This is a genomic window from Ruegeria sp. CDSC021, from assembly GCF_059610845.1.
On sequence record NZ_JBXWOK010000001.1, the window covers coordinates 485,066 to 500,369 of the forward strand.

Consider the following 15,304-nt stretch of genomic DNA (forward strand, 5'->3'; position numbering starts at 1 on the left):
GGAAGATGCGCAAGAAAAGCGTCAAAGGCGGGGAAAATTCAGGGGGGCTTGTCAAATCTGAGGATACGCCTGCTTTGGTGACCTGCTGGCCTTGACAAGCTAATGCTCAGAATGAAACCTCTTACGGGTTGGGAGATTCTGAAAAATCAAAGATATGCCTGCTGCATAGCGGGCGTTATTGCATATCGCAGGGCCATTTATCCGGCGCTTTGATGTGTCTCCCACCAGAAAAATAATGGGAGTTCACTTATGAAAAACAGCAGCAAGCTTAGCCTCGGCGCGGTTGTCACGGCGGCTCTGATGGCGCCTGCGGCCTATGCCGAAGAGTTTATCACGATCGGCACAGGTGGCGTGACCGGGGTGTATTACCCAACTGGCGGTGCAATCTGTCGTCTGGTCAACAAAGGGCGTAAGGAACATGGTGTGCGCTGCTCGGTCGAATCGACCGGCGGTTCTGTGTACAACATCAACACCATTCGCGAAGGCGAGCTGGAGTTTGGTGTTGCGCAGTCCGACTGGCAGTACCATGCCTATAACGGCAGCTCGAAATTCGAAGAGGCAGGCCCGTTTGAAAACCTGCGCGCCGTCTTCTCGGTTCACCCCGAACCGTTTACCGTTGTGGCCCGTGCCGATTCCGGTGTGACCAATTTCGAAGACCTGAAAGGCAAGCGCGTAAATATCGGTAACCCCGGATCCGGTCAGCGTGGCACCATGGAGGTTCTGCTGGGCGAAATGGGCTGGTCCACTGACGATTTCGAACTGGCGACCGAGTTGAAGGCGGCGGAACAGTCTGCGGCGCTTTGCGACAACCAGATTGACGCAATGGTCTATACCGTGGGTCACCCCTCGGGCTCGATTCAAGAAGCCACCACGGCTTGCGACTCGGTTCTGGTCAATGTCAGCGGCGAGGCCGTGGACAAGCTGGTCAACGACAACTCGTTCTACCGTACTGCTACCATTCCCGGCGGCATGTACCGCGGGTCGGATGGTGAGACCGCGACATTCGGCGTTGGCGCGACCTTCGTGACTTCGGCGGATGTGTCGGATGATGCGGTTTATGCGGTTGTCAGCTCGGTTTTCGAGAACTTCGATGACTTCAAAAAGCTTCACCCGGCATTTGCCAACCTCAAGCCCGAAGAGATGATCGCGGACGGCTTGTCGGCTCCGCTGCATCCGGGTGCCGAGAAGTACTATAAAGAAAAAGGCTGGATTCAATAAGCCAGACCTGACGCGGGGTGCCCGTCGGGCGCCCCGCACAAAACCCGTATCAAGCGGGTGATTCAGAAGGCCGCAAATGGCCACGACGGGGAGACATTTTCATGAGTTCCGAGACACAATCGAACCGCCCGCTATCCGAAGAAGAACTACAGGATCTGGTCGCATCTTCAGATGCCGGAGGGCGTAATCCGGTTGGGAATGTAGGCGTTTTCCTTGCGATCGTGGCGGCGATCTGGTCGATCTTTCAGGTCGTACTTGCTTCGCCCCTGGCGAACTATGTGTTGCCCGGCAGCGTGGTTAACAATTCGCGTCAGTTTCACCTGGCCTTTGCGATGTTTCTGGCCTTTGCAGCCTATCCGGCGCTGAAATCCAGCCCACGGGATTATATCCCTGTGCAGGATTGGATCATGGGGCTGCTGGGCGCGTTTGTGGCGCTGTACGGATATTTCTTCTACACCAAGATCGTTGATGCCGGAGGGCTGGCAGACGATACAGACAAATGGATCGCCCTGGGTGGGCTATTACTGTTGTTCGAGGCCGCGCGCCGCGCGCTTGGCCCGGCGATGGCGATTATTGCGACGATCTTTTTGGCCTATGTCTTCTTTGGATCATCCGAATGGGTGCCCGAAGTCATCCGCTGGAAGGGCGCCAGCCTGAAAAAGGCGATGAGCCATATGTGGATCACCTCCGAGGGCGTGTTCGGAATCGCCTTGGGTGTTTCGACCAAGTTTGTATTCCTGTTCGTTCTGTTTGGCGCCTTGCTGGATAAGGCCGGGGCAGGGAACTATTTCATCAAGATGGCCTTTGGCGCGCTGGGTCACCTGCGCGGCGGCCCCGCCAAGGCGGCGGTTGTGGGCTCAGCTGCGACCGGCCTGATCTCGGGCTCGTCCATCGCAAACGTTGTGACCACTGGTACCTTCACCATTCCATTGATGAAACGCGTTGGGTTCAGCAGCGAACAGGCAGGTTCGGTCGAGGTTGCCTCTTCGGTGAACGGGCAGATCATGCCACCCGTCATGGGCGCTGCAGCCTTCTTGATGGTAGAATATGTGGGAATTTCCTATGTCGAGGTGATCACCCACGCCTTCCTGCCAGCGGCGATCTCGTACATTGCTTTGGTCTATATCGTGCATCTCGAAGCCGTAAAGCGGAACATGCCTACGTTGGGCGACCGCGAAGTGAAACTGGCACGTACCGTGGTTGGTATGTTCTCGTTCTTCATTGTCTTTGCTGGGCTCTGCTATGGCTCTCAATTCCCTGTGGAAGCAGTGACAAATTGGATGCCGAACTCGGCCGGTCTGGTCCTCAGCCTGATCATCTGCGCAATTTACGTGGCGCTGCTGTACCTGGCCGCACAGGTGCCCGATCTGGAACCCGATGACCCGAATGCCAAAGAGGTGACGCTGCCGGTCATTAGCGAGATCTACAAGGCGGGCCTGCACTACCTTCTGCCGATCATCGTGCTGGTCTATTTCCTGATGATTGAACAGAAATCGCCCGGTCTTTCGGCCTTTTGGGCCACGTCCTTGCTGTTTGTGATCCTGCTGACGCAGAAACCGCTGAAGGCGATGTTCCGGGGGCAAAGCAACCTCTACAACGCGTTCATCGACGGTGTCGCGGATCTGTGGCAGGGCATGATCGACGGCGCGCGCAACATGATCGGTATCGCGCTGGCGACGGCCACGGCGGGTGTGATCGTTGGTACCGTGACCCTGACCGGTGTGGGCCAGGTGATGGCCGATCTGGTCGAGTTCCTGTCGGGTGGCAATCTGATCCTGATGCTGATCATGGTCGGTATCCTCAGCCTGATCCTGGGCATGGGCCTGCCGACCACTGCGAACTATATCGTCGTCAGTTCTTTGATGGCCGGTGTGGTCGTGGAGCTGGGCGCGCAGAGCGGGCTGATTGTGCCGCTGATCGCGGTGCATCTGTTCGTCTTCTACTTTGGCATCATGGCGGATGTGACACCGCCCGTGGGGCTGGCCAGTTTCGCGGCTGCGGCTGTATCGGGGGGCGATGCGATCAAGACCGGATTCATCGCCTTCTTCTATAGCCTGCGCACGGTCGCGTTGCCGTTTGTCTTCATCTTCAACACAGACCTTCTGTTGATTGATGTGACCTGGGTCGAAGGGATAATCGTTGCGATATTTGCGACGATAGCGATCCTTGTCTTTACGGCGGGCACGATGGGCTACTTCCTGACCCGCAGCCGGATCTATGAAAGCGTTGCCTTGGTCGCGGTTGCTTTCGCACTATTCCGTCCGGATTACTTTATGGACAGGATTTCACCCCCATATCAGACCGTTGAACCGGCTGCATTCACCGAAACGATCGGGGAAACACCGCCCGGAACCGAGGTGCGTCTGGTCATCAGCGGCCCGGATTTCGACACGCTTGAGATGGTGGATACCACGGTTGTCGTCTCTGTCGGTGACGAAGACGGCGGTCCTGCACGGGTTGATGCGATGGGTCTACTGCTGATCGAAGAGGACGGTCTGATCAAACTGGAAGAGCCGCTGTTCGGCGTGCCTGTTGCAGATGATCTGAGCATCTTCGACTATTACGGGGATGAGGCCGTGCGCCTGACCTCGGTCAGCCTGCCGTCAAGCCAGCCACCCAAGCAACTGGTCTATATCCCGGCGATGATCCTGTTGGGTCTGATCGCCTTCCTGCAACGCGGCCGTGCCGCCAGACAAGGGGTGCCCGCATGACACGTTCTGTTCTGTGTGCTGTTGATATCAGCAATGGCAAAATTGATGGCCCGGTCCTTCAAAAGGCCGCTGCATTGGCCGATTTGGAGGGGGCGCAGCTGGATGTGGTCAGTGTTCTGCCCGATTTTGGAGAAAGCTGGGTGTCCGGCTTTTTCCAGGCGGATTTCCATGAAAAGGCATTGGCTGAGGCGCAGAAACAACTGACCGAGCTGTGCGCATCAACATTGGGCAGTGAGCGCAATGAAAAGATCCGCCATGTGGTGGCCACGGGCACGGCCTATCAGGAGATCCTGAGAACCGCAGAAAGCGCCGGATCTGACCTGATCGTCATTGGGGCGCATAAGCCGGACTTCAAGGATTACCTGCTGGGTCCGAATGCTGCGCGCGTCGTGCGGCATTCGACAGTCTCGGTCTACGTGGTGCGATGATCTAATACCCGGTCATTTCAAGATAGCCACGGCCTGAATGGCTGCCTGAGACCGTAACGGGCCCCTCCCAATAGGCAAAGCGGGTTGCCATCCAGGCTTTGGGTGTCAGGGCGCTGACGACAATATCCACCCCGCGGGCGGGGAGTGTAACACGCCATTCAATCGGGATATCCCGGTCAGCGACATGAGCTGTCTGAAGCGGTTCAAAAGAAACAGAGCCATCGGCAAGCGCGGTGGTTTCGCCATCCTTGCCGATCCACGTTGCAGAGGTGAAATCCTCAGCCTCTCCGCGCAGGCGAAAGGCCATCAGCTTGTCGCCGCCTTCAAAGCTGAGCGAGAACCAATCCCATCCGCTTTGATCCTCGGCCAAGGGCTGCGAGGACCATTCCCGATCCAGCCAACCCTGTCCGGATACCGCAACATCCCCATCCGGCAGATGCACTGTGCCTGTCAGGTCGAAAAACGGCTGTGAATAGTAATGACTTGCCTGCCCCTGCGTAGACTTGACCGAATACCCGGCATCCCCGTGAAAGACCAAAGGCCCCGTTGCGCGCATTGACAGATCGTATCCGAACTCAGAACCGTTGGCCCTAATCTTCAGCGCATTAAAGTCGGGTCCGCGCATGTACCATTCGTCGATCCAGGCGTCGAATGGGGTGGCAGTTACCCCGGCCTGACCGATACCGCCCCGCGACAGGCGTTCAGCAAAGTAATGGGCATCAGGGGTGGTCAAGGCGGCATGGCCCAACCACAACTGCGGACTTTGCCAGGATTGCTCTTCATAGGGTTTCAGCGCCGAGCGGAACAACGTCCATTGCACACCGTAATCGCGCCCGTCTTCTCCTTTCAGGTTTGCGGTCAGATACCACCATTCGATCTTGAAAGTGGGATGGGGACCGTGATCCTGTGGAAAGCTCAACTGATACCCAAGCAGGGGGACGTCGAACCCGTCGGCCTCACCTCCAAGACCGGCAAAGCCCTGCGCCCGAAGTTGGGCGGGCAATAGCAGGGCCAGAATTAGGAACCAGGCTTTAGCGTTCATTGGCAAACACTCTTAACAACTCGGCAGGCAGGATGCGCAGCAACCGAAGGGCTGGAACCGCAGCGGCGATAACAGCGGCCAGTAAGGTCAGAAGAAATAGATAGAACCAGTCGCTTGGGAATAGGTACATTGGTAACCGCCAGCCAAACGCCTCGACATTGATGACCGTCAGCAACGTCCAGGCCAGAACTAACCCAAGCGGCAAGGCCAGCGCGGCGGTCAGAGAGGCCAAAAGCACGCTCTGCGTCAGTTCAAACCGCGCCAGTTGCGCCCGCGTCAGGCCAAGCGCCCAGACCGGTGCGATCTGAGGCAACCGTTGTGTCCAAAGCGTCAGCAGGCTGGTCAGGATTGCAAATCCAGCAACCCCAAGCGTCAGGATATTCAGCGCAGAGGTCACCACAAATGTGTCCTCGAAGATTTCCGTGGATCGGGCCTTCATGTCCGCTTGATGAACGACTGCCTGCGGAGGAAGGTCAAATTCCGCCCGAAGCCTTTCGGCAACATCGCTGGCCTGATCAGGGGGCATGCGAACGCCATATCGCCGTTCCTCGGTATTGGGTGCGATATCTTCCAAAAGCTCCATCGACACGATGGCTTGTCCGGTTGGATTGCCATAATCAGAATAGACCCCTGCAATGACCAGCTTGTGACCCGGGCGGAGCGTGATTTGATCTCCGGGCCACAAATTGGATCTGCGCGCAAGCTGTTCGTTGATCAGAACGGCGGTTCCGGACATCACCTGATCCCATACTCCGGGCACTGAGGCGATCAGCGGCCAGTTTTCTTGATAAACCGGATTGTTCACCACTCCGTAAAGAAACAAGGGGCCGCTTCCGTGCGCCAGCTCGACGCTGCGGATCGGCAAAACGGCGTCGACCTGAGGCAGCAGCCATTTCTTGATGTCCTGCGCCTGTTGTTCGTCGGCTGCGGTTATATACAGTTCTGATGTCAGTCGTTGGTCAAGCCACCCAGTAAATGTCAGCCGGAAACTCGACACCATGGTTCCAACGCCGATATTTGCGGCCAATGCCAACATCAATGCCATCAGGGCCAAAGAGAGACCGGGCAGTTGCGCCTGCATGTCGGCGAATACCCATTGTCTGACCGGGCCGTTCTGTAGCTTCTGAAGTCCGGTTACTGCGATCAGCAAGAGAAACGGTAAAATCAACGCAGAACCCGTCAGGATTCCGGCAACCAGCACGAACCCTGCGACCAAACCGTCGGCCACAAAGATTGAAACGATCCCCAACCCAATCAGGAATACTCCGATCAGAGCCAATCTTTTGGTTGCAGTGTCATCCCCCCGCCAGGCCTGCGGACCCGGGCTGGATAACAGCGGCAGCCGAGCCAATCGGAACAAAGCCTGAGAGCTGGCCAATAGCGTTCCGAACAGGGCCATGGCCAAGCCCGCGAGAACCCAGTGCAGTTGAAGCGAAAGCTGACCTTCAACTGGTGCACCATACAACCCGCGTAGGGTCGATGCCACGTCGGGCAGCAAGGCCCCGGCCAGCAGGAAACCCAGTACCAGACCGGCGCCCCCTCCAATCAGGGCCAGCAGCGAAAGCTCGGCCAGAATGATCCATACGATCTGACGCATCGGAACGCCCAGCGCACGTATTGTTCTGATAATTGCTCGGCGCTGTGCAAAGGCCAGCCCGACGGTGCCATGGACGATGAACAGCCCGACGGCAAAGGACAAAAGAGCAAAGGCAGACAGGTTGAGGTGGAAGCTCTCTGTCAGTTGCGCCGTGTCCAATCTGGTCGAGGCTGCAACGCGTGTCAGATCGGGGGCGATCTGCTCAAGCGATGGGATCGCTCGGGGCTGCTCTGGCAAGACGACCAGACGTGAAATCTGCCCCTTTTTGTCAAGCAGCTGTTCGGCAACGCCAATATCGGTAAAGACCAGATCCGGTGGCAGCGCGTCGCTGGACAGGATCGGGGGCAGGTTGCTGGCCTGCTGCAGAATCTGGGCCAGTTCCGGCGCGACCAGTATCCTGCCGGGCGCGGTCAGCATGTCTGCGGGATCAGGCGGCGTATCGCTTTGTTCCAGACGGCTGAGGGCGGGCAGGGGTGGAAAGGCGACCATGTCGACCCCCATGACCTGCAGATTGTGACCGCTATGGCGCCAACGCCCCTCAAGCACCGCGGCGATCTGCCAGCCAGCCCGACGCAAGCTGACATAATGGTCGATCGTCAAATTCCCCGAGGTGGCGTGCAATTCATCGTATTGACCAAATGAGAGTTGATCATTGGCCCGTTGATAGCTTGCCCGCGCCTCGGAATTTATGGCTTGAACTGCCGACCACAGCCCGGTCGCAAGCGCAATGCCGGTCAACAAGGTTAACAGCTGAAGCCAATGGGCACGCCAGTGCGACACCAACGCCTGTATGATGGCCAAAGTCACGAGATAAGGCCGCCGGACAGGCGGACCTGTTGGTCCAGACGGGCTGCTATGTCCTGCGAATGTGTCACCAAAAGCAGGGCTGCGCTGGTTTCGGCGACCAGCGCAAGCATCAAATCCAATACATTGGTACTTGCGACCTCATCCAGATTTCCTGTTGGTTCATCCGCGAGCAAAAGACTGGGGCGCGGCGCAAGGGCGCGTCCGATGGCAACGCGTTGCTGCTGGCCGCCTGACAGGTTCTCGGGAAAGCGGTCCAGCAGGTCCCGCAATCCCAGTTTGTCAGCAAGATGATCGCACCAGTCCGGATCATGTTTACTGGCAAGCCGGGCATGGAAGGACAGGTTTTGGCCGACCGTCAACGACGGGATCAGATTGAACTGTTGGAATACCAGGGCCACACGCTCGCGCCGAAGGGCTGCGCGCCCGGTATCGTCTAGTTTGGACAGGTTGGTTCCGCCCAGTGAGATTTCGCCCGCATCGAATATGTCCAGCGCACCTGCGAGATTTAGAAGCGTGCTTTTGCCACTGCCACTTTCCCCGGTTAGGGCAAGCGTTTGGCCATGGTCCAACGACAGAGATACTCCGTTCAAAATCGGTCGACCGTTTGCATATGATTTATGGACATCAGTTATTTTAAGCAGCATTCATAGGCGCCCTGTATTCTGCCACTCACAATTTGCAGCCGACCGAAGCGGTGTCCAGTTCAATGGCGCTATCGTTTCCATTCGTCGCAGACGCAGGGTTGCCCAATCCTGCAATTGAAGCGATTGTGACGAGACTTAAAAACAGAGGGGATGGGCGCCGGTGACCTTATCCGAGCAGATTATCTGGGGAAGCGTTTATTTGGGTATCTGCTTTTTGATCGAAATTGCCCTGCTGACCTGGTGCATGCAGATCATCCGCGTGATGTCGATCAAACTGGAAAAAAGCAAAAGGTTTGTCACAATCGCCAGTCCGCTCTGTATCGCACTGATTTTTATCGTGATGATCCATACCTTTCAGGTCTGGCTTTGGGCGATTGTCTGGGTCTTTGGGGATGTTCTGGCGGACTGGAATTCGGCGCTGTATTTTTCCTTGGTGACGTTCACTACGCTGGGTTACGGCGACATTGTGTTAGGAGAGGGGCTGCGCATCTTTGGTGCATTTGCGTCGGTCACCGGGCTTTTGGCATTTGGGCTGTCCACAGCCTTTTTGGTCGCGGTCATGTCGCGGGTGCTGCAGGAAGAGTCGATCCTTTAAAGGATTGGTGCGAACAACCGCGCCAGAGGCGAGCCGAACCGAATATAGGCCGGTTGTTCGGGTAAGGTTTTGACCAGCTCATAGCTGGATTCAAAGTCCATTAGCAGCATGTCGTGAACTGCATGGGCCGCGTCCTTGTCAAAGAACAGGGCCATCGCCTCAAAATTCAGGCGGAAAGAGCGATTGTCCAGATTGGTTGTGCCAACAGCGGTTAGAGTGTCGTCCACCAGAAATACTTTTTGATGCATGAACCCATCAGTGTACCGGTAGACCCGTGCGCCGCATTCCCTGATCTCGTCGAAATAGGCAAAGGCCGCCAGCCAAGGCAAGCGGTGATCAATCACGTCGGGAACCAGAATGCGAACATCTACCCCGCGCATTGCAGCGTGGCGTAGTGCGGTCATGATGTCGATATCAGGAACGAAATAGGGGGATGCGATCCACAATCGTTCCTTTGCTTCCGTGATTGCAGAAAAGAACATCATGGCGCCGGTTTCGGTTTCGTCCCCCGGACCTGTGGCGACGAGAAGGGCGTTCATGTCCTGATCAGATTCCTGACCCGCCCAGGCCAGTTGATCTATCAGGTCTTCTTGATGCGCCCAGTACCAGTCCTCTGTAAAGATCAGTTGTAGTTGGCGCACGATATGTCCAGTCAGCCTTATGTGTGTGTCCCGCCAATGTCCGAACTTTGCGGACTGACCGAGATATTCGTCGCCGACATTGTGGCCGCCGATAAAGCCGATTTCACCGTCTATGATCACCGTTTTCCTGTGATTGCGATAGTTTAGCTGAAATCGCTGTCCTGGATGACGCTTTTCATGCTGACCGGCAACGTGAATTCCCGCCGCGCGCAGCGACGTGATGTAGCTTGTCGGTAAGCCATAACTGCCCACGGCGTCGGTCATAAAGCGAACTTGCACGCCGCGCTCTGCGGCGGCGATCAGTTTGCTTTGCAGTTGCCGCCCCAATCCGTCATCACGCACGATGTAGAATTGCACAAGCACATAGTCCTGAGCCGCGTCGATAGCCTGAAAGATAGCGTCAAAGGTTGCCTGCCCATCGACAAGCAAATCTGCACCGTTGCCACGTGATATGGGTAGATGCGCAAGCTCTTCGAAAGGGAGTGGGTTGATCGAAATCATGCCCGGATCTGGGCGCGAAAAATCCGCAAAGCTCTTTATCCCTTCGACAACAGTCTCAGCGTGCTTTCGGGCCAGGCGATACCCGCGAAAACGATGATGTCCCAGAAACAAGTATAGCGGTACGCCAGCTATCGGCGCCGAGATCAAAAAGACCACCCATCCCACGGCACCCTGCGGTGTGCGCGCTGTTTGAGCGGCGCGTATCGAAAAGACCGCGGCGGTCAGGTACAAACATAGGACAAAGAGGGAAACAAAGAGTGTCAGCATGGAGGATTCGATCCTGGCATTTTCCTTAGTGTTTCAAGTTGCATTGGGGATTGGCCTGTTCAGACTGTATTCCCCGATGGCGGCCCTTCGTCGCCGAGTTCACCATTCAGGGACATTAAAATTGCGATCGGGCGCAATGCGGGTATATGGCTGAAGATGATCAGGATGCAGACGGTCAGCGGAACGCTCAGGAAGGCTCCGATCAGACCCCAGACCGTGGTCCAGAACATAAGTGCCAGAATGACGAGAAATGTCGACATGTTCAGCGATCGGCCCAGCATGGCCGGGTCCAGAAAATTACCGATCATGAACTGAAGCGTGCCACAGCCGAAAACTATGATCAGAAACGGCCCGATGCTTTCAAATTGGACCAGCGCAATCGCCGCTGGAAACAAAACGGCAATAATCGACCCAATCGAGGGTATGAAATTCAGGGCAAAGGTCAGCACGGCCCATGTCTCGGAATACTCAAGACCAAGGGTTTTGAAGACCACATAGCTGATTCCAGCCGTTATCAGGCTGATAAAGGTCTTCACTCCGACATAACGCTGCAGACTAAAGGAAATCGCGTCCAGAACCAAAGCGAACTCGGCACCGGTTTTAGGGTCACCGGCGGCCATACGGATCTTTTTGCGGAACGCCAGACGTTCGGCCATCAGGAAGGCAACGTAAAGGCTGATGAGGAAAAACTGGTTCAGCAAAGACGTCGCGCTGCCCAGCAACATCCGGGCGACGAAAGACATATCAATGTTGACCAGATTGTCCCGGATGAAGGCCGTAATATCGTTGCCCACAAGGTCGTTTATGCGGTTAACGGCCTCGTCGAACTGGCTTTCGTATGTATTGATCGAGCGTGCAAACTGCGTCGCCTGATTGCCCAGAATATACATGATCATGAACAACCCGACCAAAACCACGGTCACTCCAGCCAGGTTAGCCAACCAGACCGGAGCCTTGGTCAGCGCAATAACCCGGTCACTCAGCGCGATGATCAGGACGTTGATCAGCAAGGCCATGGTCAGCGGGATCAGAAAAGCCGAGCCCGCATAAAGCCCCAATACGATCAGTGACACGACAATCGCGGTGTCGCGGACAACCGAAAGGCGCAACCTGTTCGGTATGCTTGGGTTCTGGTCGCTGGTTGGCATTTTTCGCCCGGCTTTGTGTAGGTTCCGTTTCGATCCTGCACGGGACAAAGGGATTATGCAATGCAACCAAACATTTGGAGTTGGTTAATTGCGTCCAGTCGGGTTTTGCCGGTTCTGGTTCGAATACAGTCAGGGTAGAGTTTTCGGATGACGACAAGTTTGATTCCCCTGACTGGAAGAGTAATTCGAGCCCTTTGGCTGGCCTTGGGTCGATTTGGGGCCAAAAACGGCATGGTCATGAGCAGCCACGTTGCCATGTCCCTGATGCTGGCCCTGTTTCCGTTTGTTCTGTTCACTGTAGCACTGGCTGGTACGCTGTCTCAGGATTATGTCACGGACGAGCTGATCGAACTGATCTTTGGCGCCTGGCCAAAAGATGTCGCCGGCCCGATTGTGGGAGAGTTGCGCTCGGTCCTGGCGGAATCAGGTTCGGGGGTAATCACCCTGGGCGGTTTGCTGGCCATTTTCTTTGCCTCAAACGGCGTAGTTGCGGTGCGGGCAGCCATGAATCAGGCCTATCATGATCATGACGCCTGGCCATTCTGGAAGACACGCTTGCTGTGCCTGGGATTGGTGATTGTTGGCGGGGCGGCCATTCTGGCCATCGCCGCCGTCGAAGTCGTCTTGCCGGTCTACACGCGCCTCGTGTCCGAAAAAACTGACGTCAACGTATCAGACTGGTTGTCTGTGGATCGATTGCGTTGGACCTTTACCGTGGCGGTTCCTGCGGGCACGGTTATCGTTGCACATCTTGTGCTGCCGACGCGCCGCCATCGGCTGTGGCAGATCCTTCCGGGCGTTGTTCTGACACTCGCTCTGTGGGCGATGGGCGGTTGGGGCTTTTCGATCTATATCGGACAGTTCGCCTCGTACAGCGCTACTTATGCTGGTCTTGCGGGGGCGATGGCTGCGTTGATTTTCCTGTATCTATGCGCGGCCATCCTGATTCTGGGCGCTGAATTCAACGGCGCGCTGATGGATTTGCAGGATCAAAGTAACGGACAAACCTGAAGGGCAGGGTGGCTGGGGCTGTAAAATAGCAATTCAAAGCCCGGTTTGCGTCATGAAATCGGCACTTTTCTTACCAAAACTGCATGGGACTGTGACCCCATACGCATCAAGGTGAGGCCTCATGACCAAACTGCCCGAAAGCGCGAAATCGCAAAATCCATCGTCGCTGACCCGGCGGATTGAAGAATTACGGGCCAAACCGGCGACGGATATCAGTCACGGTGAGGCATTGTTGTTGCAAGGAAACGCAATATCTTCGCTGCGTGAACAGCGCCTTGCGCGTTCTCTGGCTGACTTCGCAGATTAACTTCAGCCGCGAAATCCTGTTGCCACAACGAATTTTTCCGAACTGTCGGCGCGGGATGCCGGTGGTTTAACATGCGCTACCTTGTCAAACTTCTGTTTCAGAATCTTCTGCAGATCCCCTTCGGCTCCTCCGGCCAGAACCTTGGCGACAAATGTGCCGCCCTGTTCAAGCACATCAAAGGCGAAATAGGCGGCGGTTTCGCACAAGGCCATGATCCGCAAATGGTCGGTTTGTTTATGCCCCGAGGACGCAGCAGCCATATCTGACATCACCACGTCAGCTTTGCCACCCAACCAGTCTTTGACCTTCTGGTCGGCATCGTCCTCCATAAAGTCCAACTGGTGAACCTCGGACCCGGCCACCGGTTCGACCTCTTGTATGTCGACACCCAGAACAGTGCCGATTTTCTTACCGCTTTTCTCACCCAATGCATTAACGCGCTGGACCGCAACCTGCAGCCAGCCGCCTGGGGCGCAACCCAGATCGACGATGCGCGCACCTGGAACCAGGAAGCGAAATTTATCGTCCAGTTCCAATATCTTGAAAGCCGCACGCCCACGATAGCCTTCGACCTGCGCGCGCTTGACATAGGGGTCATTCAGCTGACGTTCCAACCACCGGGTCGAGCTGATTTTGCGCCCGCGGGCGGTTTTGACCTTAACCTTCAGGTCGCGCTGCCCGCGGCCCGAATTGTTTTTGCCAGTAGGTGTCTTCGCCATCAGAACGGTCCGTCTTCCAATACACCGTCCGCGCTCATCTGCGCATAAAGCAGGCCTTCGCGCAGCCCCCGGTCCGCCACTGAAAGACGGTCGGTTGGCCAACATCGTAACAAAGCCTGCAATATGGCCGAGCCGGACATGATCAGGGCCTGGCGGTCATCGCCGATACGCGGATCTCTCCGCCGCCCCAGTGGGCCGAGTTCTAGATACCCGCGTATCACTTTGTCAATCTGATCGCTTGTCATGCGCAAACCGTCTACCTTGGTCCGGTCATACCGCTTCAATCCCAGATGTGAGGCTGCGACTGTCGTAACCGTGCCACTGGTGCCGACGATCTGAAAACCTTCGCGGGCTTGTTCATCCTTATAAGGCGCAAAATCGGCCAAGTTTTCTTCGAAAAACCAGCTCATCAAAGCAAACCGCGCCGCATCATCTTCGACATCATGGAACTGATCGCGCAGCGTCGCAACGCCGAGGGGAACACTGATCCAATCCACAACCTTGGCTGCAGGAAACGGGCTGTCTGTTGTATGAAATCCATTATGCAGACGCATAATCGCCGCCGGGCGATCCCGACGCGGAAGCGAGGATATGTCGATCCAGACAAGCTCTGTCGAACCGCCGCCAATATCCACAACCAACAACTGTTCTGTCTTAGTGGACACCAGCGGGGCACAGGATATTACGGCCAGACGCGCTTCTTCCTCGGGCTGGATGATCTCAAGCGTCAACCCGGTTTCACCCTTTACCTGGCGAATGAATTCACGTGAATTTTTTGCACGGCGACAAGCCTCGGTTGCGACTAGACGCATGCGCTTGACCTTGTTGCGTTTCAGCTTTTGCTGGCAAATGCGCAACGCCTGAATGGTGCGCGCCATCGACGACCGAGACAAACGCCCCGTCCGCTCTAAGCCCGCGCCCAACTGCACGGATTTAGAGAAACTGTCCACCACATGAAACCCGCTGCCCTTGGGCTGGGCAATTAACATGCGACAGCTATTTGTTCCCAAATCCAGCGCGGCATAAAGCGCATCAGGATCGGGTCTTGCCGGCGCGGGGCTTTCGACCGCCTTCGGGAACGCGCCCGCACCTTTGGGACGCTTGGGCGCCATCTTCAACGCCCTCCGATTTACGAGTTACCCCGACCATAGGTCGGCCTTTTGGTTCGTGCAAGATACTCATTAAAGTGATGAGAATTTTGAGGTGAGGTTTACAGGAACAATTCGTTACAAGCCGTGTATCCCGTTGTAGGTGAAAACGTCGTTTGAAATGCGCCTTGTGTCGAAAATCGACCGACCTGCGACCACATTGAAGTTTAGAACCGGTCCATCTGGTTAGGAGGAATCAAAGCAGATGCCTGACGTCACCATCGTATACTGGCGCGACATTCCCGCCCAAGTCATCGTCGGCAAGGGCCGCCGGGGCGCAAAACGGCAGTTGGAAGAACGGTTCGAGCAAGCCATTGACCGCGCCGCCATGAAGGTGAACGCCAAGGACAGCGATGCCTATCTGGCCGAATGGCGCAAGGCCGCGCCTTTCGCGGTTGAGGGCGATCCGTCCGAAATTGCCGAACAGCAGGCTGTGCGTTTGGAAACGGAATATGATCAGGACCGTATCAAGGCTCTGATCGCCAATGACGGTTGGGCATGAGCTCGAAATCTATATGGG

The 15,304-nt window shown here is 56.2% G+C and carries 14 protein-coding genes; 7 read left to right on the forward strand and 7 right to left on the reverse strand.

Annotated features, from left to right (window positions below):
* Positions 1–249: 249 nt before the first annotated feature.
* The 3 genes from AC2FGB_RS02430 (at position 250) to AC2FGB_RS02440 (ending at position 4,357) form a co-directional block, all read left to right on the forward strand.
* The gene (locus AC2FGB_RS02430; RefSeq protein WP_281994583.1) at positions 250–1,218 is read left to right on the forward strand and encodes a TAXI family TRAP transporter solute-binding subunit; all 969 of its coding nucleotides are present in this window, start codon (positions 250–252) and stop codon (positions 1,216–1,218) included.
* A 101-nt stretch (positions 1,219–1,319) separates the two neighbouring features.
* Positions 1,320–3,929 (forward strand): TRAP transporter permease, encoded by a 2,610-nt coding sequence (locus tag AC2FGB_RS02435; protein ID WP_496693493.1) that lies wholly within the window; start codon positions 1,320–1,322, stop codon positions 3,927–3,929.
* Positions 3,926–4,357 (forward strand): universal stress protein, encoded by a 432-nt coding sequence (locus AC2FGB_RS02440; protein ID WP_142633674.1) that lies wholly within the window; start codon positions 3,926–3,928, stop codon positions 4,355–4,357. The genes AC2FGB_RS02435 and AC2FGB_RS02440 overlap by 4 nt, the downstream gene beginning before the upstream one ends.
* 1 nt (position 4,358) lies before the next feature.
* Here AC2FGB_RS02440 and AC2FGB_RS02445 read toward each other — a convergent pair whose 3' ends face one another.
* The 3 genes from AC2FGB_RS02445 to AC2FGB_RS02455 are packed head-to-tail and all read right to left on the reverse strand — an operon-like array spanning position 4,359 to position 8,447.
* Positions 4,359–5,399: a lipocalin-like domain-containing protein gene (locus AC2FGB_RS02445; RefSeq protein WP_496693494.1), complete on the reverse strand. Its 1,041-nt coding sequence runs from the start codon at positions 5,397–5,399 to the stop codon at positions 4,359–4,361.
* The gene (locus AC2FGB_RS02450; RefSeq protein ID WP_496693495.1) at positions 5,389–7,803 is read right to left on the reverse strand and encodes an ABC transporter permease; all 2,415 of its coding nucleotides are present in this window, start codon (positions 7,801–7,803) and stop codon (positions 5,389–5,391) included. The genes AC2FGB_RS02445 and AC2FGB_RS02450 overlap by 11 nt, the downstream gene beginning before the upstream one ends.
* On the reverse strand, positions 7,800–8,447 hold the full coding sequence (locus AC2FGB_RS02455) for an ABC transporter ATP-binding protein (RefSeq protein ID WP_496688157.1): 648 nt from the start codon (positions 8,445–8,447) through the stop codon (positions 7,800–7,802). Before AC2FGB_RS02455 ends, AC2FGB_RS02450 begins: the two co-directional genes overlap by 4 nt.
* A 160-nt stretch (positions 8,448–8,607) precedes the next feature.
* Between AC2FGB_RS02455 and AC2FGB_RS02460 the strand changes: the two genes are divergently transcribed.
* Entirely contained in the window at positions 8,608–9,042 is a 435-nt protein-coding gene (locus tag AC2FGB_RS02460; RefSeq protein WP_142633682.1) for an ion channel, read from the forward strand.
* Here AC2FGB_RS02460 and cls read toward each other — a convergent pair.
* Complete coding sequence (gene cls, locus AC2FGB_RS02465) at positions 9,039–10,451, reverse strand: cardiolipin synthase (protein WP_496693496.1); 1,413 nt, start codon at positions 10,449–10,451, stop codon at positions 9,039–9,041. The two genes, AC2FGB_RS02460 and cls, sit on opposite strands and share 4 nt — an antisense overlap.
* 59 nt (positions 10,452–10,510) lie before the next feature.
* On the reverse strand, positions 10,511–11,599 hold the full coding sequence (locus AC2FGB_RS02470; RefSeq protein ID WP_496691208.1) for an AI-2E family transporter: 1,089 nt from the start codon (positions 11,597–11,599) through the stop codon (positions 10,511–10,513).
* A 147-nt stretch (positions 11,600–11,746) separates the two neighbouring features.
* On the opposite strand from AC2FGB_RS02470, the gene AC2FGB_RS02475 reads away from it, so the two are divergent.
* Together AC2FGB_RS02475 and AC2FGB_RS02480 are read left to right on the forward strand one after the other, a co-directional pair.
* The gene (locus tag AC2FGB_RS02475; RefSeq protein ID WP_142633688.1) at positions 11,747–12,610 is read left to right on the forward strand and encodes a YihY/virulence factor BrkB family protein; all 864 of its coding nucleotides are present in this window, start codon (positions 11,747–11,749) and stop codon (positions 12,608–12,610) included.
* A 121-nt stretch (positions 12,611–12,731) separates the two neighbouring features.
* The gene (locus tag AC2FGB_RS02480) at positions 12,732–12,917 is read left to right on the forward strand and encodes a hypothetical protein (RefSeq protein WP_142633690.1); all 186 of its coding nucleotides are present in this window, start codon (positions 12,732–12,734) and stop codon (positions 12,915–12,917) included.
* A 2-nt stretch (positions 12,918–12,919) separates the two neighbouring features.
* On the opposite strand, the gene AC2FGB_RS02485 is transcribed toward AC2FGB_RS02480, so the two are convergent.
* A complete protein-coding gene (locus tag AC2FGB_RS02485) occupies positions 12,920–13,636 on the reverse strand; it encodes an RlmE family RNA methyltransferase (RefSeq protein WP_142633692.1) in 717 nt (238 codons plus the stop codon).
* Complete coding sequence (locus tag AC2FGB_RS02490) at positions 13,636–14,748, reverse strand: Ppx/GppA phosphatase family protein (protein ID WP_142633694.1); 1,113 nt, start codon at positions 14,746–14,748, stop codon at positions 13,636–13,638. Before AC2FGB_RS02490 ends, AC2FGB_RS02485 begins: the two co-directional genes overlap by 1 nt.
* A 241-nt stretch (positions 14,749–14,989) precedes the next feature.
* Here AC2FGB_RS02490 and AC2FGB_RS02495 point away from each other — a divergent pair, with 241 nt between their 5' ends.
* Positions 14,990–15,286, forward strand: a complete 297-nt coding sequence (locus AC2FGB_RS02495; protein ID WP_142633696.1) for a virulence factor — start codon at positions 14,990–14,992, stop codon at positions 15,284–15,286.
* Positions 15,287–15,304: the final 18 nt, after the last annotated feature.